Origin of the sequence: Streptomyces sp. NPDC091682, assembly GCF_044756625.1 — a bacterium.
Lineage (GTDB): Bacteria > Actinomycetota > Actinomycetes > Streptomycetales > Streptomycetaceae > Streptomyces.
This window is the reverse complement of sequence record NZ_JBIVTH010000010.1, coordinates 59309-81919: the sequence shown is the minus strand read 5'-3', so window position 1 is coordinate 81919 and position 22611 is coordinate 59309. Positions and strand designations below refer to the sequence as shown.

The 22611-nt window shown below is 72.9% G+C and carries 20 protein-coding genes; 13 read left to right on the top strand and 7 right to left on the bottom strand.

The genetic code is table 11. From position 1 onward, the window contains the following. A partial coding sequence (locus ACIQK6_RS23225; RefSeq protein ID WP_402695365.1) for a DEAD/DEAH box helicase occupies positions 1-1794 on the bottom strand: 1794 nt, incomplete at its 3' end. A 471-nt stretch (positions 1795-2265) separates the two neighbouring features. Here ACIQK6_RS23225 and ACIQK6_RS23220 point away from each other — a divergent pair. Beyond that, positions 2266-3024 (top strand): ferritin-like fold-containing protein, encoded by a 759-nt coding sequence (locus tag ACIQK6_RS23220; RefSeq protein ID WP_329099181.1) that lies wholly within the window; start codon positions 2266-2268, stop codon positions 3022-3024. A 138-nt stretch (positions 3025-3162) separates the two neighbouring features. On the opposite strand, the gene ACIQK6_RS23215 is transcribed toward ACIQK6_RS23220, so the two are convergent. The 4 genes from ACIQK6_RS23215 to ACIQK6_RS23200 all read right to left on the bottom strand — a co-directional run bounded on the left by ACIQK6_RS23215 (position 3163) and on the right by ACIQK6_RS23200 (position 4987). Continuing rightward, positions 3163-3465 (bottom strand): hypothetical protein, encoded by a 303-nt coding sequence (locus ACIQK6_RS23215; RefSeq protein ID WP_329099180.1) that lies wholly within the window; start codon positions 3463-3465, stop codon positions 3163-3165. Positions 3466-3574: 109 nt separating this feature from the next. After that, positions 3575-3802 (bottom strand): DUF3107 domain-containing protein, encoded by a 228-nt coding sequence (locus ACIQK6_RS23210; RefSeq protein WP_030011334.1) that lies wholly within the window; start codon positions 3800-3802, stop codon positions 3575-3577. 158 nt (positions 3803-3960) lie between these two features. After that, positions 3961-4599: a TetR/AcrR family transcriptional regulator gene (locus tag ACIQK6_RS23205; protein WP_202199848.1), complete on the bottom strand. Its 639-nt coding sequence runs from the start codon at positions 4597-4599 to the stop codon at positions 3961-3963. Positions 4600-4771: 172 nt separating this feature from the next. Beyond that, positions 4772-4987 carry a hypothetical protein gene (locus ACIQK6_RS23200; RefSeq protein ID WP_329099179.1) on the bottom strand — a complete coding sequence of 72 codons (216 nt, stop codon included), beginning with the start codon at positions 4985-4987 and terminating at the stop codon, positions 4772-4774. 133 nt (positions 4988-5120) lie between these two features. On the opposite strand from ACIQK6_RS23200, the gene ACIQK6_RS23195 reads away from it, so the two are divergent. From ACIQK6_RS23195 to moeZ, 12 genes are all read left to right on the top strand, one after another. Next, positions 5121-6116, top strand: coding sequence for an alpha/beta hydrolase (locus tag ACIQK6_RS23195; RefSeq protein ID WP_329099178.1), 996 nt, complete (start codon positions 5121-5123; stop codon positions 6114-6116). Positions 6117-6121: 5 nt separating this feature from the next. Next, positions 6122-7558: a DUF3152 domain-containing protein gene (locus tag ACIQK6_RS23190; protein ID WP_329099177.1), complete on the top strand. Its 1437-nt coding sequence runs from the start codon at positions 6122-6124 to the stop codon at positions 7556-7558. Positions 7559-7637: 79 nt separating this feature from the next. Continuing rightward, the gene (locus ACIQK6_RS23185; RefSeq protein ID WP_329099176.1) at positions 7638-7733 is read left to right on the top strand and encodes an Ms4533A family Cys-rich leader peptide; all 96 of its coding nucleotides are present in this window, start codon (positions 7638-7640) and stop codon (positions 7731-7733) included. A 203-nt stretch (positions 7734-7936) separates the two neighbouring features. Further along, complete coding sequence (locus ACIQK6_RS23180) at positions 7937-9694, top strand: ABC transporter substrate-binding protein (RefSeq protein ID WP_329099175.1); 1758 nt, start codon at positions 7937-7939, stop codon at positions 9692-9694. Continuing rightward, positions 9691-10713, top strand: coding sequence for an ABC transporter permease (locus ACIQK6_RS23175; protein WP_402695364.1), 1023 nt, complete (start codon positions 9691-9693; stop codon positions 10711-10713). The genes ACIQK6_RS23180 and ACIQK6_RS23175 overlap by 4 nt, the downstream gene beginning before the upstream one ends. Further along, positions 10710-11702 (top strand): ABC transporter permease, encoded by a 993-nt coding sequence (locus ACIQK6_RS23170; protein WP_402695363.1) that lies wholly within the window; start codon positions 10710-10712, stop codon positions 11700-11702. Before ACIQK6_RS23175 ends, ACIQK6_RS23170 begins: the two co-directional genes overlap by 4 nt. Further along, positions 11699-13357, top strand: a complete 1659-nt coding sequence (locus tag ACIQK6_RS23165) for a dipeptide ABC transporter ATP-binding protein (protein ID WP_402695362.1) — start codon at positions 11699-11701, stop codon at positions 13355-13357. Before ACIQK6_RS23170 ends, ACIQK6_RS23165 begins: the two co-directional genes overlap by 4 nt. A gap of 230 nt (positions 13358-13587) precedes the next feature. Further along, a complete protein-coding gene (gene pelF / locus ACIQK6_RS23160; protein WP_402695470.1) occupies positions 13588-15195 on the top strand; it encodes a GT4 family glycosyltransferase PelF in 1608 nt (535 codons plus the stop codon). Between the two features lie 140 nt (positions 15196-15335). After that, entirely contained in the window at positions 15336-16343 is a 1008-nt protein-coding gene (locus tag ACIQK6_RS23155; protein WP_329099171.1) for a hypothetical protein, read from the top strand. A 135-nt stretch (positions 16344-16478) separates the two neighbouring features. Next, positions 16479-17489, top strand: a complete 1011-nt coding sequence (locus ACIQK6_RS23150; RefSeq protein ID WP_329099170.1) for an NAD-dependent epimerase/dehydratase — start codon at positions 16479-16481, stop codon at positions 17487-17489. Continuing rightward, positions 17477-18232, top strand: coding sequence for a spherulation-specific family 4 protein (locus tag ACIQK6_RS23145; RefSeq protein ID WP_329099169.1), 756 nt, complete (start codon positions 17477-17479; stop codon positions 18230-18232). The genes ACIQK6_RS23150 and ACIQK6_RS23145 overlap by 13 nt, the downstream gene beginning before the upstream one ends. An 84-nt stretch (positions 18233-18316) precedes the next feature. Further along, the gene (gene moeZ / locus ACIQK6_RS23140) at positions 18317-19495 is read left to right on the top strand and encodes an adenylyltransferase/sulfurtransferase MoeZ (RefSeq protein ID WP_150259112.1); all 1179 of its coding nucleotides are present in this window, start codon (positions 18317-18319) and stop codon (positions 19493-19495) included. Positions 19496-19566: 71 nt separating this feature from the next. On the opposite strand, the gene ACIQK6_RS23135 is transcribed toward moeZ, so the two are convergent. Beyond that, positions 19567-21159: an alpha/beta hydrolase gene (locus ACIQK6_RS23135; protein WP_402695361.1), complete on the bottom strand. Its 1593-nt coding sequence runs from the start codon at positions 21157-21159 to the stop codon at positions 19567-19569. Between the two features lie 85 nt (positions 21160-21244). After that, complete coding sequence (locus tag ACIQK6_RS23130; RefSeq protein WP_402695360.1) at positions 21245-22504, bottom strand: SUKH-4 family immunity protein; 1260 nt, start codon at positions 22502-22504, stop codon at positions 21245-21247. Positions 22505-22611 lie beyond the last annotated feature (107 nt).

The window sequence follows — 22611 nt, the reverse complement described above, 5'->3', positions numbered from 1 at the left end:
GGCCGGAGCCTCCTCGGCGGGAACCTCGGCGACCGGGGTCACCACGGCGGCCGGGGCTGCCTTGCGGGTGGTGCGCCGGGCCCGGACGGGCTCGACCAGCGGCGGCATCTGGAAGTCCGGCTCCGGCTCGGTCGGGGTGACCTTGCGGGTACGGACGCGCTTCGGCCGGGCCGGAGCCTCCGCGGCGGGAAGATCCTCGGTGATCGGGGTCACCGGAGCGGCCACGGCCTTGCGGGTCGGGACGCGCTTCGGCCGGGCCGGAGCCTCCTCGACGACCGGGGTCACCGGGGCGGCCGGTGCGACCGGAGCCTGGACGGCCGGAGCCTCGGCGACCGGTGCGGCCACGGGGGCCTGGGCCGGTACCGCGGCCACACGGGTGCGGCGCCTGCGCGGACGGCGCGGCTCGTCGGCGGCCGGGGCCGCGGGGGCCTCGGGAGCCTGGGTCGGGGTCACCGCTGCGGTGGCCTCGGCGCCCTCGGCGAGCTCCGCACCGCCCCGCGTACGGCGGCGCTGGCGCGGCGTACGGGTACGGGCCGGACGCTCCTCGGTCACCACGGCGGCGGCCGCCGGACCGGAGCGGCCGCCACGGCCACCGCGGCCGCCGGTCTCGCCCAGGTCCTCCAGCTGCTCGGCCTTCAGGCCGGCCCGCGTGCGCTCGGCGCGCGGCAGGATGCCCTTGGTGCCGGCCGGGATGTTCAGCTGCTCGAACAGGTGCGGGGACGTGGAGTACGTTTCCACCGGGTCGTGGAAGTCCAGCTCCAGCGCCTTGTTGATCAGCTGCCAGCGCGGGATGTCGTCCCAGTCGACCAGGGTGACGGCGGTGCCCTTGTTGCCCGCGCGGCCGGTGCGGCCCACGCGGTGCAGGAAGGTCTTCTCGTCCTCCGGCGTCTGGTAATTGATGACGTGGGTCACACCCTCGACATCGATGCCGCGCGCGGCGACGTCGGTGCACACCAGCACGTCGACCTTGCCGTTGCGGAACGCGCGCAGCGCCTGCTCGCGCGCACCCTGGCCCAGGTCGCCGTGGACGGCGCCGGACGCGAAGCCGCGCTTCTCCAGCTGCTCGGCGATGTCGGCCGCCGTGCGCTTGGTACGGCAGAAGATCATGGCCAGGCCGCGGCCCTCGGCCTGCAGGATGCGCGAGACGAGCTCCGGCTTGTCCATGTTGTGCGCACGGAAGACGTGCTGCGTGATGTTGGCGACGGTCGCGCCCTCGCCGTCCTCGGAGACGGCGCGGATGTGGGTCGGCTGCGTCATGTACCGACGGGCCAGGCCGATGACCGCACCGGGCATGGTCGCCGAGAACAGCATCGTCTGACGCTTCGCCGGCAGGTACGCCATGATCTTCTCGACGTCGGGCAGGAAGCCCAGGTCGAGCATTTCGTCGGCCTCGTCCAGGACGAGGGCCTTGACGTGCGAGAGGTCGAGCTTCTTCTGCCCGGCCAGGTCGAGCAGGCGGCCCGGGGTGCCGACGATCACGTCGACGCCCTTCTTGAGCGCCTCGACCTGGGGCTCGTACGCGCGACCGCCGTATATGGCGAGGACGCGGACGTTGCGGACCTTGCCCGCGGTCAGGAGGTCGTTGGTGACCTGGGTGCACAGCTCGCGGGTCGGAACCACCACGAGGGCCTGCGGTGCGTCGGTCAGCTGCGCCGGGGTGGCGCGGCCGGCCTCGACGTCCGCCGGGACGACGACCCGCTCCAGCAGCGGAAGTCCAAAACCGAGCGTCTTGCCGGTTCCGGTCTTGGCCTGGCCGATGACGTCCGTGCCGGAAAGGGCGACGGGGAGGGTCATCTCCTGGATCGGGAAGGGGGACACGATGCCGACGGCCTCAAGGGCCTCGGCCGTCTCGGGAAAGATCCCGAGGTCTCGGAACGTAGTCAGGGTGCTGCCTCTTCTGTGAGACGCGGCGCGAGGCGGCGAGGGGGGTCGTACCGTGCCGTGCTTGCAGTACTGCTACGTACGAAGCTGCGCGGGACCACTAGCCTTCGCTCAAGCGCATCTGCCGCTGAGGGGGCCCCTCGTGGTTGGCGGTACGCATGAACGTACGCACCACACCGAGGGCGGTCGGTTGGAGCCGATCGGGCCACCGACCGGGCATCCTCATTCGGATGGCCCGCCGAGTATTCGGCAGGCGCATTACCACTGTACCCCGGAATCGCGCAGGTGTGTCGGGTGAATTCACCGGGTAGGCGCGTTTAGCTGGACAGGCAAGGAACCCGCGTGGTGACTTGGAGGGCCATTCGGCGGGCTATTGTGCGGAGCATGTCGACCGTAGAAAACGCCTCGCCCGCCGACGACAGCGCCCCGGCCGGAGTCGTGGGCATCGCCTCCCAGGACTGGGCCGCCGCCTCTGCCTCGCCGCAGTACCGGGCCGCCGTCGTGGACCTGCTCGGTGCGCTCGCCTACGGAGAGCTCGCGGCCTTCGAGCGCCTCGCGGAGGACGCGAAGCTCGCGCCCACCCTCGACGACAAGGCCGAGCTCGCCGCGATGGCCTCCGCCGAGTTCCACCACTTCGAGCGGCTGCGGGACCGGCTCGCGGCGATCGAGGTCGAGCCCACCGCCGCCATGGAGCCCTTCGCGAAGGGCGTCGACGACTTCCACCGCCAGACCGCGCCGTCGGACTGGCTGGAGGGCCTGGTCAAGGCCTACGTCGGTGACTCCATCGCCAGTGACTTCTACCGTGAGGTCGCCTCCCACCTGGACACCGACACCCGCGCCCTCGTGCTCGGCGTGCTCGACGACACCGGCCACGGCAACTTCGCCGTCGAGAAGGTCCGCGCGGCGATCGAGGCGGACCCGCGCTGCGGCGGCCGGCTCGCACTGTGGGCCCGCCGGCTGATGGGCGAGGCCCTCTCGCAGGCCCAGCGCGTGGTCGCCGAGCGCGACGCGCTCTCGACCATGCTGGTCGGCGGCGTCGACGGAATGGCGGCAGGCTTCGACCTGGCGGCCGTCGGCGAGATGTTCACCCGCATCACCAAGGCGCACACCAAGCGGATGGCGGCCCTCGGCCTCGCCGCCTGACCGTTCGGCAGCAGCCCGGCAGCCGCGAGGCGGCCGGCGAGGCTCCGTACCGCTCCACACGTCGGCCCCGGCGCGCACACGGCGCGCCGGGGCCGACGTACGTGGTTCAGGGGCAGGGCTCAGGGCGCCGGGTCATCCTCATCCCCGCGACGGGAGTGAAAACGGAGTCCTGTGGGACGGCCTGCGGGGCCCCGAGGCCGGACGGAGCAGCAGGGACAGGACCACGGCCGACACCAGCACCGCGCCGATGAGCGTCGCAGTCAGGGTGTTGTGCCCGGGCCCGAGCGCGAAGTGGGTGAGATACGCCCCGAACAGAGCCCCCAGCACCCCGCTGACCAGTACCACTGTGCGGGAAGGCAACCGGCGCGTGAGTCCTCGGGCGGCCGTCGCGGACAAGGCGAGGCCCAGGAGTGCGGAGCCGAGCACTTCCATCAGCAGCATGAGGTCCCTCCCATACGTCAGGGCAAACCGGGTCACTGCGGTCCTACCCGAAGCGGAAGAAACAGAAACGGCCCGGTGGGATCAACCACCGGGCCGTTTCCAACAGTTCTCAGAGCGCGCCGAAGCCCACCTTGCGCACGCTCGGCTCGCCCAGGTCGACGTACGACAGGCGGTCGGACGGCACCAGGACCTTGCGGCCCTTGTTGTCGGTGAGGCTCAGCAGCGGCGCAGTGCCGGACAGAGCGGCGGTGACGATGCTCTCCAGCTCCTCGGCGCTCAGGTCGCTCTCCAGCACGATCTCCCGGGGTGCGTGCTGCACGCCGATCTTGACCTCCACGGCTTTGTCCCTCCGACGATCCGGTTCGCGCGATCATCCGCGCCGTACGCGGTCCACATTAGCCCGGTGAGGGGACACCGACGCGCAGAGCGGACACGCTCGCAGCGAACAGCGGCCGATGAGGGCCGCCGCCGCGGGCGCCGCCGCGCACCGGCCCCTCAGGCCTCCGTGCCGTGCAGCGGGAAGCCGGCGATACCGCGCCACGCGAGCGAGGTCAGCAGGCCGACCGCCGTCTCGCGGGCGACCGGGCTCTCGCTGGAGAGCCAGTAGCGGGCCACGACCTGCGAGACCCCGCCCAGGCCCACGGCCAGCAGCATCGACTCGTCCTTGGACAGGCCGGTGTCCTCGGCGATGACGTCGGAGATGGCCTCGGCGCACTGGAGCGAGACGCGGTCGACGCGCTCGCGCACCGCCGGCTCGTTCGTCAGGTCGGACTCGAAGACCAGCCGGAAGGCGCCGCCCTCCTCCTCCACGTACGCGAAGTAGGCGTCCATCGTGGCCGCCACGCGCAGCTTGTTGTCCGTCGTCGACGCCAGGGCGGTGCGCACGGCCAGCAGCAGGGCCTCGCAGTGCTGGTCCAGCAGGGCCAGGTACAGGTCGAGCTTGCCGGGGAAGTGCTGGTACAGCACCGGCTTGCTCACGCCGGCCCGCTCGGCGATGTCGTCCATGGCCGCCGCGTGGTACCCCTGGGCGACGAAAACCTCCTGGGCCGCGCCCAGCAGCTGGTTGCGCCGGGCTCGGCGCGGCAGTCGCGTGCCCCGCGGACGCGCTGCCTCGGTCTGCTCGATGGCTGTCACGCCGCCTCCCACTTTCTCTAAGAACACAGTGCGCTCTGCGCCGCGCCGCCATCGTACTTTTCGGTAACCGAATCTGGAGGGTTCAAGCCGAGTTTTCTCGCGGTACGGACGGCCCGGAGGCGCTGGTCAGCGGTTTGATCAGCGGTTTGGTCGGTGCTCGGTCAGCTGTGGGTCAGCGGTAGTCGTCCTCGTCCAGCGGCACCACGCGCGCCTGCTCGACGGCATCGCCGTCCGTGACCCCGTCCACCGCGCCCGCGGTGATCGGGTCGTCCTCGTCCGGCCGGAGATCGGCGAGCTGCTCCGCCACATCCGCCTCGGGCGCCTCAGGATCGAGGGATTCCGGAAACTGCTCCCGGAAGGTGTCCGGCTCCGCAGGGTCGACAGTCATGCCGCTCCCCTCGCTTCCTTGTGCTCACTTACGAGCCTAGGAGGATCGCGGAGGCACCGCTATATGGATCCGGCCCGTGTCTGTGACGGCGAACACAGGAAGAGGAGCGTGATCGTCTCGTAACATTGCCCGCATGTCTTCGACCGAGCTGCCGGGCGTGCGGTCCACCGCCGAGCCGTCCTCCCAGGCGGGAGCCGCTCGGGTGGCCGAAGGGGAGCAGCTGCGCACCGCCGTGCTGCCCGGCCTGGAACTGGCCGTCCGGTTCCGCCCGCCCCTGCGCACGGGGCTGCCGCCCGCCCTGTTCGTCCACGGACTCGGCGGTTCTTCGCAGAACTGGTCGGATCTGATGGTGCGGCTGGCCGACACCGTCGACGGCGAGGCCGTCGACCTGCCGGGCTTCGGCTGGTCCCCACCACCCGCCGACCGGGACTACTCCGTCACCGCCTTCGCCCGCGCCGTCATCCGACACCTCGACGCCGCCGGGCGCGGCCCGGTCCACCTGTTCGGGAACTCCCTCGGCGGCGCCGTCTCCACCCGCGTCGCGGCCGTCCGGCCCGACCTGGTGCGCACCCTGACCCTGGTCTCGCCCGCCCTGCCCGAGCTGCGCGTGCAGAAGTCGGCCGTGCCGACCGCGCTGCTCGCCGTGCCCGGGGTGGCCGCGCTCTTCGGCCGGCTGACGCAGGGGCTCAGCGCAGAGCAGCGCACCCGCGGGGTGACGGAGCTCTGTTACGGAGACCCCTCCCGGGTGACACCCGAGGGATTCCGCAACGCCGTGGAGGAGATGGAGCGGCGGATGGCCCTGCCGTACTTCTGGGAGGCGATGACGCGCTCCTCGCGCGGCATCGTCGACGCCTATACCCTCGGTGGCCAGCACGGATTGTGGCGGCAGGCGCAACGGGTCCTCGCGCCCTCGCTGTTGGTCTACGGTGGCCGGGACCAGCTGGTCTCGTACCGCATGGCGCACAAGGCCGCCGCGGCCTTCCGCGGTTCGCGGCTGCTGTGCATGCCCGAGGCCGGACACGTGGCGATGATGGAGTACCCCGAGGCGGTGGCCGCCGCCTTCCGCGAGCTGCTGAGTGACACCGGAACGGGCGAGGGTGACCGAAATATCGAAGACGGCAGAGGCTGAGGACCATGGGACGACATAGTCGCAAGGGCCCTGCCCCGGCTCCGGCTCCGGCCGCCGCTGCGGCACCCGTCCGGCCGCAGCCGGAGGCGCCGCCCTACGAGGAACCGCCCGCCGAATACCGGCCCGAACCGACCGTCACCCACCAGGGGTACGCGTCCCAGGACCGGACCTTCGACGACGTGCGGACCGGCAGCCACCCCCAGCAGTACGAGTCCGGCGGCGCCTGGGGGGCCCGCCCCGATTCCGTGTACGGGGACTGGCGCGGGGTGCGGCGCCCGCACGACGACTCCGACTCCGACTCCGACACCGCACCGGCCGCGGCGGCACCCGCTGCCCACCTGGATTCCGGCACCCCGGCCTTCGGCACCCCCGCGGTGGGCTTCCCCCAGGTCACCCTGGCGCCGCCGGGCGCATTCGACTCCGACCCCGACACCGACCTCTTCACCTCCACCGGCTCGCACCGCCGGGTGCCCGGGCCGCGCAGGCCGGTGGACCCGGTCGCTCCCGTCGGCCCCGGGCCTGCCGCGGCCGCGGCGGATCCGGTCGATCCCGTGGACCCGTTCGATGCCGTGGACCCGGTGGATCCCGCCCCGGAGCCGCCCGGCTCGAGCCGCAGCCGGAAGGTCCGTACGTACACCGGCGTGGCCGCCGTGGCCGTCACGACCGTCCTCGCCGTCGTCGTCGCCGGTCAGATGAACTCCGCCGGGGACGATGCCAAGAGGGGCGCGCAGGCCGCTTCCGACGGCAGCCGGACCGACGCGGCCGCCTCCCGCTCGGACGACCGCGCGAAGCCCCCGGCGGGGGCCGCGCCCGCGGCACCGTCCGCCGCCGCGCCCGAGTTGACCTTCGAGCAGAAGATGGCCCAACAACTGCCGATCGACCCGAAACTCGCCGGACCCGGCACCTTCGACACCGTGCCCGGTGTGGCCAAGGCCCCCGGCAAGGGCAAGCTCGTGCGCTACCGGGTCGACGTCGAACAGGGCCTGGGCATGGACGCGCAGCTCTTCGCCGAGGCCGTCCACCGCACCCTCAACGACCCGCGCAGTTGGTCCCACAACGGCGAGCGGACCTTCGAGCGGGTACCGGGTGGCCAGGCGGACTTCGTGATCACCCTGGCCAGTCCCGGGACCACCGGGTTCTGGTGCGACAAGTCCGACCTGGACATCACCGTCGACAACGTCTCCTGTGACTCCGCGCGCACCGAGCGGGTGATGATCAACGCGTTCCGCTGGGCGCAGGGCTCCGCGACCTACGGACCGGACCAGATGTTCATCTACCGGCAGATGCTCATCAACCACGAGGTCGGGCACCGGCTCGGACGCGACCACGTGAACTGCCGCACACCCGGCGCGCTCGCGCCGATCATGCAGCAGCAGACCAAGTCCCTCAACATCGACGGCATCCAGTGCAAGCCCAACCCCTGGGTCTTCCCCGAGGGTTGACCGACGGGCACGACCCCGCCCGGTGCCGGGCGGGGATCCGCGTTGACAATCCGTCCGATCATCGGCAATCGTTCTCCGCATGTCGCACGACCACACCATGACCGCGAGCGCCGCCATTGAGCTGGCGCTGCTTGGTGTGACCGCGCACAGCGTGGCCGACATCTTCTGTCGCTGACTCCCCCTGGGCCTTGCGGCCCGGGAGGTGCCCCCGGCCCGCAAGCGCTGCGACCCTCTTCGAGTTCCTTCGCCGCGCCCGGGCGTGCCCATGCCCGCAGGCGCGGCTTCCTCATGCTCCGGTGCCCCTCCGGCACCGCTGTCGACCGCTGCCCCTCGCGTGGCCCTTCAGCCCTTCCTTCACGCCGAGAGGTCAACACACCCATGTCTTCCGCCGGACCCGACCGTCATCTCATAGCGCGCCGTGTGGCCGCCGTCACCGTCAGCCTCGTCCTGGCCGGGGGCGCCGTGGCCTGCGGCCCCGAGGACGCTGCGGGCAAGGCCGGTTCGGGCGACAAGCCGGGCGCCGCGGGCGCCCCGCAGAAGGGCGGCACCCTGACCGTCCTCAACTCCGAGCCGCAGAGCGACTTCGACCCGGCCCGGCTCTACACCTCGGGTGGCGGAAACGTTCCCTCGCTGGTCTTCCGCACGCTGACCACCCGCAACCGCGAGGACGGCGCGGCCGGCACCAAGGTCGTGCCCGACCTGGCCACCGACACCGGAAGGCCCAACGCCGACGCCACCGAGTGGACGTACACGCTCAAGGACGGGCTGAAGTACGAGGACGGCTCCCCGATCACCAGCGCCGACATCAAGTACGGCATCGAGCGGTCCTTCGCCGCCGAACTGTCGGGCGGCGCCCCGTACCTGCGGGACTGGCTGGTCGGCGGGGAGACGTACGAGGGCCCGTACAAGGACGGCGGCAAGGGGCTCGACTCGATCGTCGTGCCCGACCCGAAGACGATCGTCTTCAAACTCCGCAAGCCCGAGGGCGAGTTCCCCTTCGTCGCCACGCAGACGCAGTTCGCGCCCGTTCCCAAGGCCAAGGACACCGGGGTCAAGTACGAGGAGCACCCCGTCTCCTCCGGCCCGTACAAGGTCGTCAAGAACGACAACGACGGCGAACACCTCACCCTGGAGCGCAACGAGCACTGGGACGAGAAGACCGACGAGGAGCGCAAGGCCTACCCGGACAAGATCGACGTCCGCTCCGGTCTGGACGCCGCGGTCATCAACCAGCGCCTGACCACCAGCTCCGGCCCCGACGCCGCCGCCGTCACCACCGACACCAACCTGGGACCCGCCGAGCTCGCCCAGATCGGCGACTCCGCCGACAAGAACGACCTCGCGGGCCGCGTCGGCACCGGCCACTTCGGCTACGTCAACTACCTGGCCTTCAACCCGAAGGTGGCCCCCTTCGACAACCCGAAGGTGCGCCAGGCCATCTCCCACGCGATCAACCGCACCAGCGTGATCAACGCCGCCGGCGGATCCGCCCTCGCCGAACCGGCCACCACCTTCCTGCCCGAGCGCGAGGCCTTCGGCTTCACCCCGTACGACCACTTCCCGGCGGGCAAGACCGGCGACCCGGCCAAGGCCAAGCAGCTGCTGGCGGAGGCGGGCTTCCCCGACGGCATCACCGTCACCCTGACCCACTCCACCGCGCAGAACCGACAGACCAGCCCCGAGGTGGCCACCGCCGTGCAGCAGGCCCTCGCCGCCGCCGGGATCACGGTCAAGCTGGAGGGCCTGGAGAACAACGCCTTCAACGAGAAGCGCTGGGACGTCAAGAACACCCCCGGCTTCTTCCTCTCCCGCTGGGGCGCGGACTGGCCCTCCGGCGCCCCCTTCCTCGCGCCGATCTTCGACGGCCGGCAGATCGTGACCAACGGCTCCAACTACAACCACGCGCAGCTGAACGACCCGGCCGTGAACGCCGAGATCGACGAGATCGCCAAGTTGACCGACCTCGCGGCGGCCGGCAAGCGCTGGGGCGCACTCGACAAGAAGATCGGCGAGCAGGCCCTGGACGTGCCGCTCTTCCACCCGGTCTACAAGCGGATCGTCGGCAAGGACGTCAAGAACGTCGTGATCAGCGACTGGACCGGCGTCCTCGACGTCTCGCAGGTCTCCGTCAAGTGAGCGTCGCCCCGAAGCGGTCGGCGCCGCAGCAGCCGGCGCCCGCGCCCGCGCCCGCGTCCGGGGCCGCGTCCGGGGCCTCCGCCCCGGCCGCGGGCCCCGCGCGCCACGTCTGGCGGCGCCTGCGCCGCCGGCCCGCGGCCCTCGCGGCCGCCGCGGTCATCGCCCTGCTCGTCCTCCTCGCCCTCGCCGCACCGCTGGTCGCCCAACTCACCGGCCAGGACCCGAACGCGTACCACGACGACCTCGTGGACTCCGCGCGCGGCGGGGTACCGCTCGGCTCCTTCGGCGGGATCTCCGCCGACCACTGGCTCGGCGTCGAGCCGGGCACCGGCCGAGACCTGCTGACCCGGCTGCTGTACGGGGCGCGGATCTCGCTGCTCGTCGCCCTGGGCGCCGTCGTCGTGCAAACGCTCGTCGGCGTGGGCGTCGGACTCGCCGCCGCGCTCGGCGGCCGGTTCGCGGGCCAGCTCATCGGCTGGTTCACCGACGTGATGATCGCGCTGCCGATGCTGGTGATCGGCATCGCCCTCACCGCCGTCGTCCCGCCCGATTTCCCGCGGCCGCTGCTGCTGATCCTCGTCATCGGACTGCTCGACTGGGGCGGCACCGCCCGGATGGTCCGCGCCCAGGCCCTCGCCCTGCGCGGGCTCGACTTCGTCGACGCCGCCCGCCTCTCGGGCCGGGGCACGTTCGCCATCGCCCGCCGCGAACTGCTGCCCTCGCTGGCCGCGCCCGTCATCACCTACGCCGCGATCAAGGTGCCCACCGCCATCGTGGCCGAAGCCTCGCTGTCCTTCCTCGGCGTCGGCGTCAAGCCGCCCACGCCCTCCTGGGGGCAGATGCTCTCGAGCGCGCAGACCTGGTTCCGCGCCGATCCGGCCTACGTCCTGCTCCCCGCCGGGCTGCTCTTCGTCACCGTGCTCGCCTCCACCGTGCTGGGCGACGCCGTCCGCACGGCCATCGACCCGCGCGAAGGCTCCCGCCTGCGGGTCGGCACCAGAAAGGAGCGCACGACGTGACCCTCTTCGTGCTCAAACGGACGGGCGGCGCAGTGCTCGTGCTGCTCACCCTGTCCGTGATCGTCTACGCCCTCTTCTACCTCGCCCCCGGCGACCCGGCCCGCCTGGCCTGCGGCGAGCGCTGCAACCCGGCGCAGATCGCCCAGGTCCGCCAGCAGCTCGGGCTGAACGAGTCCGCCCCCACCCAGTACCTGCACTTCCTCCAGGGGCTGCTGGCCGGCCGGGACTACTCCGGTGGCGCCGGACTGGTCCTGCACTGCGACGCGCCCTGCCTGGGCTTCTCCTATCAGAACGACCAGCAGGTCACCGCGCTGATCCTGGACCGGCTGCCCGCCACCCTGTCGCTGGCGCTGGGCGCGCTGGTGATCTGGCTGGTGGTCGGCGTCGGCACCGGACTGCTGTCCGCGCTGCGCCGCGGCGGAATCACCGAGCGGGCCCTGACCGTCCTGACCCTCGCCGGAACCGGCACCCCCGTCTTCATCCTGGGGCTGCTGCTGCTCATGATCGTCTGCGCCCACCTCCAGTGGCTGCCGTTCCCGACGTACGTGCCGCTGACCGAGGACCCCGAGCAGTGGGCCTGGAACCTGCTCCTGCCGTGGATCACCCTCGGCTTCTTCGAGAGCGCCAAGTACGCCCGCCTCACGCGCAGTTCGACCCTGGAGACGTTGGCCGAGGACCACATCCGGACCTTCCGCGCCTACGGGGTGGGGGAGCGGGCCGTGGTCACGCGGCACGCGGTGCGCGGCGCCGTGGCCCCCGTGATCGCGCTCAGCGCCGTGGACTTCGGCACGATGATCGGCGGGGCCGTGCTGACGGAGTCGCTGTTCGGGATCCCCGGCCTCGGCAAGACCCTGATCGACGGCGTACGGGTCGTGGACCTGCCCGTCGTCGTCGGCGTCGTCCTCGCGATCGGCACGGCCGTGGTCCTCGCGGGCGCGGTCGCCGACCTCCTGTACGCCGCCGCGGACCGAAGGGTGACCCTCGCATGACGCACTCACTGGTGGAGGTCACCGACCTCGTCGTCGACTTCCCCGTCGGCGGGGCGGGGGAACACGTACGGGCCGTGGACGGGATCTCCTTCACCTTGGAGGCGGGTCGGGCCCTGGGCATCGTGGGAGAGTCGGGCAGCGGCAAGTCCACCGTCGCCGCGGCCCTGCTGGGACTGCACCGCGGTACGGGCGCCCGCCTCGGCGGCACCGTCCGGGTGGGCGGCACGGACGTGGGCACGGCCCCGGCGGCCGAACTGCGCCGGCTGCGCGGCGGGACGGCCGCCATGGTCTTCCAGGACCCGCTGAGCTCGCTGGACCCGTACTACGCCATCGGCGACCAGATCGCCGAGGTCCACCGGATCCATGCGGACGTCTCCCGGCGGGCCGCCCGGGCCCGCGCCGTCGAGGTGCTCGACCGGGTGGGCATCCCGGACGCGGTGCGCCGCTCCCGCGCGCGGCCGCACGAGTTCAGCGGCGGCATGCGGCAACGGGCCCTCATCGCCATGGCGTTGGCCTGCGAGCCGCGGCTGCTGATCGCCGACGAACCGACCACCGCGCTGGACGTCACCGTCCAGGCCCAGATCCTCGACCTGCTGCACGGGCTGCGCGAGGAGCGCGGGCTCGGGCTGCTGCTGGTCACCCACGACGTGGGGGTGGCGGCGGAGAGCGTGGACGAGGTGCTGGTCATGCGGGGTGGCCACGCCGTCGAGCGGGGCCCGGCGGCTTCCGTGCTGGCCGCACCAGCGGAGCCGTACACCAAGGCCTTGCTGGCGGCGGTGCCCAGGCTGGACGGGCCGCGCCCTTCCCGGGGCTCCGCCCCGGACCCCGCGCCTCGAACCCCGGCTGGGCCGGAATCGGCGGACGTGCCGCCCGTCGTCGAGGCCTTCTCACTGCGGCGGGAGTTCGGGCGGGGCCGGCGCAAGGTCGCCGCCGTCGCCGGGGTGTCCCTCGCCGTGCACGCCGGGGAGACCCTCGGGATCGTCGGCGAGAGCGGCTCCGGCAAGAGCACGCTCGGGCGGATGCTCGTCGGACTGCTGGAGCCCGGCTCCGGGCAGGTGCACCGGGACGGCGCCCCGGTCACCGGCATCGCGAGCGGTGTGCAGATGGTCTTCCAGGACCCCGTGTCCTCCCTCAACCCGCGCCGTTCCGTCGGCGAGTCCATCGCCGACCCGCTGCGCGCGGCCGGTGAGCGGGACGAGGCGGCCGTCCGGGCCCGGGTGGCGGAGCTGCTGCTGCGCGTCGGGCTGGAGGCCGAGCACTACGACCGCTACCCGCACGAGTTCAGCGGCGGTCAGCGCCAGCGGGTGGGCATCGCGCGGGCGCTCGCGCCCCGGCCCCGGCTGATCGTCTGCGACGAGCCGGTCTCCGCCCTCGACGTGACCACCCAGGCGCAGGTCACCGCCCTGTTGGCGGAGCTCCAGCGGGAGCTGGGCATCGCGCTGGTCTTCATCGCGCACGACCTGGCGGTGGTCCGACAGGTCAGCGACCGGGTGGCCGTCATGCGGGCCGGGGAGATCGTCGAGGAGGGCCCGGTGGACGAGGTCTACGACCGCCCGGCCCATCCCTACACCCGGCAGCTGCTGGCCGCCGTACCGGCCCTGGACCCCGCGCTGGCGGCCGGCCGCCGCAGGACCCGGCAGGAGGTCTTCGCGTAGTCGGGTGCCGGGTATCGGGTGTCGGCCGTCTCGGGAGCGGTCCGGTTCCGAGACCGTACTTCTAGCGTGCTCGAACGCGAACCGTACGGGAAAGTTACGACTCTTCACCCCTTCCGGTGGCGCGACGGACAACCGTCCGTCGCGCCTTCGGCATATCCGCTTGAGTTCTCCCGCAGCGGGTCGCCCGACCGAACGGCGACCGCCTGAACGGGAGATCGGGGGTGCGACTCGTGCGGATCGGACTGCTCACCGAAGGTGGTTATCCGTATGCGACGGGAGAGGCGAGGCTGTGGTGCGACCGGCTCGTGCGCGGGCTCCCGCAGCACGAGTTCGAGGTCTACGCACTGAGCCGCAGCGCCGAGCAGGAACGCGCCCGTGTGCCACTGCCCGAGCACGTCACCCGGGTCCGGACGGCCCCCCTGTGGGCCCCCGCCGACGACGGGCGGACCCACTCCCGGCGGGAGCGCCGGCGGTTCGTGGACTGCTTCGAGCAGCTGGTCCACGGGATCTGCGCCGGTGCGGAGCAGCCCTTCGAGACCGGACTGTACGGGCTCGCCGGACTCGCCCGCGAACAGGGCGGGATGTACGCGGCCCTGCGCTCCGAGTCCGCGGTGCGGACCCTGGAGTCCGCCTGCCGGGCGCCAGGCGCCGCACGCACCGTACGGGCCGCCCAGGTGGCCGACCTGCTGGAGTTCGTGGACGAACTGGAGGTCATGCTCCGGCCGTTGTCCCTCGACTGGTACGGGGAGCCGGACGGTCTCGGCGAGGCCGACATCTGCCACGCGGCCGCGGGCGGCGTGGCCGCCCTCCCCGGACTCCTGGCCAAACGCTTCTTCGGGGTCCCGCTGCTGGTCACCGAGTACGGCGTCCAGCTCCGGGCCCACTACCTGGCGCGGCTCGACACCCGTGGCGAGCCGGAGACCCGCCCCGCCGTGAGGGCCCTGCTCGCGGCCTTCCAACTGCGGCTGGCCACCGAGATCTACACCCGGGCCGACTTCTTGACCCCCGGGAACGTGCACGCCCGGCGCTGGCAGGAGCGCTGCGGGGCCACCCGGGAACGGCTGCGGACCGTCTATCCCGGGATGGAGGCGGACCGATTCGCCACCGTCGGCGAGGCCGCTGACCCCGGGGACCCCGACACCCTGGTGTGGCTCGGGCGGATGGAGCCCGCCAAGGACCTCATCGCCCTGCTGCACGCCTTCGCCGAGGTCCGCCGGGCCGCGCCCGGCACCCGGCTGCGGATCTTCGCCACGGCCACGGTCCCCGGCTACCTCGCAGACTGCCGCTCCCTGGCCGCCCAGCTCTTCCCCGACGAGGCCGCCGACTCGGTCACGGCCGGGGAGAACCCGGTCACCTTCGAGGAGATCGGCGGACCCGAAGTCCCCACCACGGCCGAGGCGTACGGCGCCGGGCGCGTCGTCGTCCTGTCCTCCGTGATCGAGGGCTTCCCGGTCACCCTCGCCGAGGCGATGCTCTGCGGGCGCGCCACCGTCTCCACCGACGTGGGTGCGGTCCGCGAGGTCATCGGGGGCACCGGGCTCGTCGTCCCGCCCCGCAATCCGCGGGCGCTCGCCGAAGCCTGTCTGTCGCTGCTGCAGGACCCCGAGCGGGCGCAGCGGCTCGGCGCCGCCGGCCGGGCGCGGGCCCTGGAGCTCTTCACCGTCGAACAGAACGTGGCCGCCTTCCAGGAGATCTACCTGCGGTTGCTGGCCAAGGGCTCCGCGCGGCCGGACGGCGGGATCCCCTTCGCCCGGCCCCCGGAGGCCCGGGTGCCCGGCCACTGGACCAGCCCGACGTGGGCTCCCGCCCCGGACCCGTCCCCGGAGGCCGTCGTATGACCACCATCGACCCCCAGATCGCGGCGGCCCCGTCATATGCGCCCTCGCCAGCGTTACCTCCAGCCCCGGCACATTCAGCCTCGCCGGCGTTTGAGGCGCGGGGTCCGGGGCGGAGCCCCGGCAGCGGTGCCGCAGGTGCGGTGCCGTCCTCCGGTGCACGGTCCGGCGCGGCGCCGTTGCCGGGCGCGCTGCCCCCGGACCCCCGCGCCTCAAACGCCGCCGAGGCGGGGAGTGGCCATGACGAAGCCGGAAGGGAGGGGCCCGGCGGCCGGGGCGGCGGACTGGCCGCCGGGCCGGCTCGGCGCAGGGCCGCCGGGGATCCCGTCAAGGCCCTGCTGCACCGGCACCGGGAGCTGTGCGAGCGCGCCGTGGACCCGCTGGAGATCGCCGCCGGGCTGGAGGCCCACGGCATCACCGACCGGACCGCCGCACGGTTCCGGCACCGGGACGTCTTCTCGCTCGCCGAAGAGTTGTACGCGCGCAGCCCCCACGAGGAGGTCGCCCCCGCCGCGCCCGCTCCGGTCCCGGCCGGCCCCGCCGCGTTCCGCGGCGTCGGCTACGCGCTGCTGCCGGCCGCCCTCGCCTGCGCCGCGGCCGCCGCCGGGCAGGCGTGGGCCGGGGCCGCCGCCGTGGTCGCCGTCGCCACCGCCCTGGTGTGGCCGGGGCGGGCCGCCGGGCGCCGGTTCCCCTACGCGGCGCACGTGTTGGCCGCGGCCGTGGCCGGCTGGGCCGTGTACCGGCACGGCACCGCCCTCGCCGTCGGCCTCGCGCTGGCCGTCGTCCCCGCGCACCTGGTCGCCGTCGCCTTCGCCGCCGGGGCGCGGGCCCGGCTCGACGGGAGCCGGGCCCTGGAGGACTTCGCGGACCGGGCGCGTCCGCTGCTGCTGGCGGCCGTCGCCCTGTTCACCGGGGCCGCGGCCGCGGCCGCCGTGCTCGCCGGAACGCCGCTTCCGGTGGCCGTTCCCCTCGCACTGCTGCTCTTCCTGACCCGGCTCCTGCTGCGGCACGGAGCCCCCCGCGGGCCCGTCGGCGCGGCCCTCGCCCTCGCCCTGGTCCCCGTCCCGGCGGCGGCGCTCGCCGCCGTGGCCGGACTCCTCGTACACGCCGTGCTCGCCCTGGCCCGCGCCTCCGCGCACGCGCGGACCTGACGTCCCCGGGACGTCCCCAGACCTTCGGAGCCGACGCCGAGGCGCTTTGCCCGTACCCCGCCCCACCCATCCGTCCATCCGTCCGCAAGGAGACACAGACATGACCGGCCAGCCAACCAACCAAGGGGTCACGCGATGAGGGTGCTGCTGATCGGAGCCAACGGATACCTCGGCCGCTACGTGGCCGACCGGCTGCTCGCCGACCCCGCCGTCCAGCTCACCGCGCTTGGCCGCGGCGACGACGCCGACGTCCGCTTCGACCTCGCCACCGGCAGCCCCGGCGCGCTCACCCGCTTCCTCGACGCCGTCCACCCGGGCGTCGTCATCAACTGCGCCGGAGCGACCCGGGGCGGGGCCCGGGAACTCACCCGGCACAACACCGTCGCCGTCGCGACGATCTGCGAGTCGCTGCGCCGCAGCGGCTGCGGGGCCCGGCTGGTGCAGCTCGGCTGCGCCGCCGAGTACGGGCCCAGCCAGCCCGGATCGTCCACGGCGGAGGACGCCGTGCCGAGACCCGGTGGGCCGTACGGCGTGAGCAAACTGGCCGCCACCGAGCTGGTCCTGGGCTCCGGACTCGACGCCGTCGTCCTGCGGATCTTCTCGCCCGTCGGACCCGGTACCCCCGCCGGATCCCCGCTCGGCCGCCTCGCCGAGGCCATGCGCCGCGCGATGCAGGCGGGCGACGGCGAGCTGAAGCTCAGCGGACTCGGCGTGCAACGCGACTTCGTGGACGTACGCGACGTGGCGCGGGCCGTGCACGCCGCCTCGCTGTCCGCCGCCCAGGGCGTGGTCAACATCGGCACCGGCCGCGCGGTCCGGCTGCGCGACGCGGCCTCGGTCCTCGCCCGGGTCGCCGGGTACGGGGGCGCCCTGCACGAGCTGGACGTCCCGCACGGCGGACCCCAGCAGGGGCACGGGCACCCCGGCCGCCCGGCCGGCCTCTCCGCCATCGGTTCGCCCCGCTCCGAGGCCACCACCGAGCAGATGGCCGTCGCGGCCCCCCAGCCGTACCCGTACCCGGACGGCTGCGGGGCCTGGCAGCAGGCGGACGTCCGTACCGCACGCGACCGGCTCGGCTGGCGGCCCCGGATCAACCTGGAGGAATCCCTCGCGGACATCTGGATGGAGGCGGCGTGCCGCATCTGACGACGCCGCCGGGGGCCATGACCGCCGCCGCGACCGGGGCCGGCCGCCTCGGTCTCGGCATCCCCGGCTACGCGCACCCGCTGCTCGCCCCCGTCGAGTGGGCCGAGCTGACCCGCCCCGGTACCCCGCTGCACTGGGCCGTGCTGAACGTGGCGGACGGCCCGGGCGGGCGGCCCGATCCGCACTGCACGGAAGCGGCCGCGAAGCTGCGCCGCGCGGGCGGCATGATCCTCGGCCATCTCGCGGTGCGAGACGGGGCGCGGTCCTTCGGGGAGCTGGTCTCCGATGCCCACCGTTTCCGCGACTGGTACGGGGTCGGCGGCTTCTACCTGGCCGGAACCCCGGCCGGCAAGGCGGAGTTCGCCTCGGTGAGCCGGGTCGTGGATACCCTGCGGGGCCTCGGTGAGGACCTGTGGATCGTGCTCGGGCACGGCACGCACCCGTACGAGGGCTACGCGGAGGCCGCCGACCAGCTGGTCACCTTCTCCGGGGCCTGGTCCGACTACCGCTGGTCGCAGGTGGCCGAGTGGACCGCGGACCATCCTGCGGAGCGCTTCTGCCACCTCGTCCACGGGGTGCCGCGGGCGCATCTGGAGGAGGCGATGAGGATCGCCCGCTGGCAGGGGGCGGGCACGATCTGGTTCACCGACCGGCTCGGGACGCGCGGCAGCGACCCCTGGGCCTCAATGCCCGCTTACTGGGACGAAATCGTCTCAAGGATCGGGACAGGTGTCTTGGAATGAAGACGGGCGTGGCAGTGTTACTGGGAGAACAACCATCAGTTTGCACCCTGCACCTGCGGGGATGCTCCCATCTTCGGAGTGCCCGTGTCGCTGCCACCGCTGGTCGAGCCAGCAGCTGAGCTCACCGTTGACGAGGTCCGTCGGTATTCGCGGCACCTGATTATCCCGGACGTCGGGATGGACGGCCAGAAGCGCCTGAAGAACGCCAAGGTGCTGGCCGTGGGTGCCGGCGGTCTCGGATCGCCCGCCCTCATGTACCTGGCCGCGGCCGGCGTCGGCACGCTGGGCATCGTGGAGTTCGACGAGGTCGACGAGTCGAACCTGCAGCGCCAGATCATCCACAGCCAGGCGGACATCGGCCGGTCCAAGGCCGAGTCGGCCCGCGACAGCGTGCTGGGCATCAACCCGTACGTGAACGTGGTCCTTCACGAAGAGCGGCTCGAAGCCGAGAACGTGATGGAGATCTTCAGCCAGTACGACCTCATCGTCGACGGCACGGACAACTTCGCCACGCGCTACCTGGTGAACGACGCCTGCGTGCTGCTCAACAAGCCGTACGTGTGGGGCTCGATCTACCGCTTCGACGGCCAGGCCTCGGTCTTCTGGTCCGAGCACGGCCCCTGCTACCGCTGCCTCTACCCGGAGCCCCCGCCGCCGGGCATGGTCCCGAGCTGCGCCGAGGGCGGCGTGCTGGGCGTGCTCTGCGCGTCCATCGGGTCGATCCAGGTCACCGAGGCCATCAAGGTCCTCACGGGTGTCGGCGAGCCGCTGGTCGGCCGCCTGATGATCTACGACGCCCTGGAGATGCAGTACCGCCAGGTCAAGGTCCGCAAGGACCCCGACTGCGCGGTCTGCGGTCCGAACGCGACCGTCACCGAGCTCATCGACTACGAGGCCTTCTGCGGCGTCGTGTCGGAGGAGGCCCAGGAGGCGGCCGCCGGTTCGACGATCACTCCCAAGCAGCTCAAGGAGTGGATCGACACCGACGAGCCCATCGAGATCATCGACGTCCGCGAGGTCAACGAGTACGAGATCGTCTCGATCCCCGGCGCGAAGCTGATCCCCAAGGGCGAGTTCCTGATGGGCACCGCCCTCCAGGACCTGCCGCAGGACAAGCGCATCGTCCTGCACTGCAAGACGGGTGTCCGCAGTGCGGAAGTCCTCGCGGTCCTGAAGTCCGCGGGCTTCGCGGACGCGGTGCACGTCGGTGGCGGCGTGATCGGCTGGGTCCACCAGATCGAGCCCGAGAAGCCGGTCTACTAGAGCCACGGTCCGAAGGGGCCGTATCCCGGGATCGGGGTACGGCCCCTTCGGCGTTCGTCCCGCGGACCGGATCAGGCGGCCGACGACTCCGGCACCCCGGGCGGCGGCGTCGGGTCGGGGGCCGCGGTGCAGACGGTGCCCCCGGCCGGCGCCTTCCCGTCCAGCAGGTAGCCGTTGACCGCCTTCTGCACGCACGGGTCGCCGCTGTTGTACGCGCCGTGCCCCTCGCCCTTGTAGGTGAGCTCCACGCCCACGCCCGGGCCGAGCCGCTCCACCATCTTGCGGGCGCCCTCGTACGGGGTGGCCGGGTCGCCGGTGTTGCCGATCACCAGGATCGGGTCGGAGCCCGGCGCCGAGACGTCGGGGGTCTCCCAGGTGCCGGGGACCGGCCAGCCGGTGCAGGTCAACATGCCCCAGCCGAGGAGGTCCCCGAAGACCGGCGAGGCGGCACGGAACTCCGCCAGCTTGGCCTTCGTCTGCTCCAGGGTGTAGCGCTCCTTGTCGTCCACACAGTTGATCGCGGTGTTGGCCGCACCGATGTTGCTGTAACGCCCCTGCTGGTCACGGCCGTTGAGCGCATCGGACAGGGCCATCAGCAACTGCCCCTGACCGCCCTCCGCTTCGTCGAGACCCTGTTCCAGCAGCGGCCAGAGCTCCTTCGAGTACAGGGCCTGCGCGATGCCGTTGGTCGCCTGGCTCTCGGTGAGCATCCGGTCCCCGATGCCCGGGATGGGCTTGGCGGCCAGCGCCTTCTGCAGCTTGATGATGTCGGCCTCGATCTCCTTGGGCGTGCTGCCCCGGAGCCGGCACTCGTCGCCGCGGTCCACGCAGTCCTGGGCGAAGTTGCCGAGCGCGAGCTGGAAGCCCTTGGCCTGGCCCAGGGCGCTCTGTTCGGCGGTCTTGGTGGGGTCCACGACGGCGTCGAAGACGGCCCGGCCGACGTTCTTGGGGAAGAGGTGGGCGTAGACCCCGCCGAGCTCCGTGCCGTAGGAGATGCCGAAGTAGTTCAGCTTCTCGTCGCCGAGGGCCTGGCGGATGCGGTCCAGGTCGCGGGCGGCGTTCTCGGTGCCGACGCGGGGGAGCATCGCGGCGGAGTTCTTCTCGCAGGCCTCCTGGTACGTGCGGATGTTCTCGAGGAAGGCCTTCTCCTCCTCCGGGGTCTCGGGGGAGGAGTCCTCGCTGAAGTACTGGTCCAACTGCTTGTCGTTCTCGCACAGGACCGGGTCGCTGCCGCCCACCCCGCGAGGGTCGAAGCTCACCAGGTCGTACCGGGCGCGCAGGGCCTCGTACTCCTTCGCGGCGCCCGGCAGCGTACTGATGCCCGAGCCGCCGGGGCCGCCGAAGTTGAAGACCAGGGAGCCCAATCGGTTCTTCTGGTCCCGGGCCTTGGCCCGGATCAGGGCGATCGGGATCGTCTCGCCCTCGGGCTTCGCGTAGTCGAGCGGCACGTCGAGGGTGGCGCACTGCCAGTCCTTGGGCGGGGCCTGACCACCGCCCTGGGCGGCGGTCGGGGCCTCGCAGTCGCCCCATTTCAGGGGCTTGACCTCGGGGGAGCCGTCGGCCGTGGCCTTCTTCCCGTCGCCGTCCGAGTAACAGGCGGCCGTGGCGAGCAGCCCGGCGGCGAGCGTGGCGGCGGCGGTGACCCGCCAGGCGTGTGTCGGCATGTCCCCATCCTGTGGGCCCCGCGGCGACCCCGCCCGTGCGCTGACCCGAACGGGGGTCGTGCCCGCCCGCCTGCCCGCCCTCCCCTCAGTAGCCGTACACGCTCAGCTCGGTGATCGCGGCGAACAGGTGCTCCCAGGTCTCGGCCGCGGGCGAGCCGTTGGCCAGCGCCCCGGGATTCAGGGCCTCCATCGCCTCGCCGAAGTCCCCGATGCCGTCCTCGGCCGGGTACGAGGACCAGCAGGCGCCCATGTACCGGCGCACGCCGTCGAGGAGTCCGACGAAGGTCGCCACGTCCCGGGCCAGCGGGATGACGGACTCCTGGTACATGTGCACCGCTCCGGTGACGCGGTGGACGCCCACCAGGCCCGGGTCGGTGTACCCGAAGTCGAAGGTCCCGAGGTGCAGGAGGGCGTCGTCGCCGGCCTCCGGTGCCTGCGCGGTCAGCGGCCGCAGCAACTCCGGGGCGACCTCGAACGAGCTGACGCCCGCGGCCCAGTGGCGCGGCAGCCCCACCCCGCTCAGGAACTCCCGGGTGCCCGGGTGCTCCAGCGAGTCCGGGAGCTCGTCGCCGGGGACACGGGTGACCCACGCGTCGCCGAAGGTCCGGGCGAGCCCGGCCGCGGTGAGCGGACCGGAGCCGCGCGTGCCCGGACGGAACCACGGGGCGTCCTCGGCCGACGCCCAGGACGAGGCGTCGGTGGCGCCCCGGGGCCAGTCGGCGAGCGCCGCGGCGTTCTCCTCCACCACCACGACCCCGCGCGCCTCCACGTACAGGTAGCGGCCGCCGCCGAGCGGAACCGGTTCCTCCCAGGTGCCGGGGCAGTTCAGCGCCCAGCCCTCCCCGTCCGCGTCGAACAGCCACGGACCGTCCGGCTCCGCCTCGTCCCGCTCCACGGCCCCACCGTCGGCCGGTGCGGGCAGCCGGCGTCCCGTTTCCAGATCGAACCAGGCGTCCTCGCACCACAGGGCCCACACCTTCACGGCCGCGCCCCCGTCGAGGTCGTACACCTCGGCCGTGTGGTCCCCACTGAGGTTCGGCTCCGCCACGTAGGCACCGACGGGCCGCCACCAGGCCCACACCGTCCGCCAGGGCAGACCCGGTTCGGCCTCGGCGACGCGGGCGGCGTAGTCGTGGTGCCCGAGCACCGTCGCCGCGAAGTGCAGCCAGGAGGCGAACTCCGCCCGCACCACGTCGGCCCGCCCGAAGACGGCCTCGGCCTGCGTGAACACCTCCCGCCCGATGCCCCCTTCACCGGTGACCCCGCCCCGCAGGGCCGCCCGGTCCGCGCGCAGCACCGCGGCCGGATCGTCGAACGGGCAACGGCTGTCCTGGTCTTCGCTCATGGACGCATGCTGCCACCCGCCTCGGACATCGCCCCCCGCCGGCGTTCGAGGCGCGGGCGCGAGGCGCCGTAGCGGGTACGGGAGCGACCCGGTGCCGCAGCCGCCGG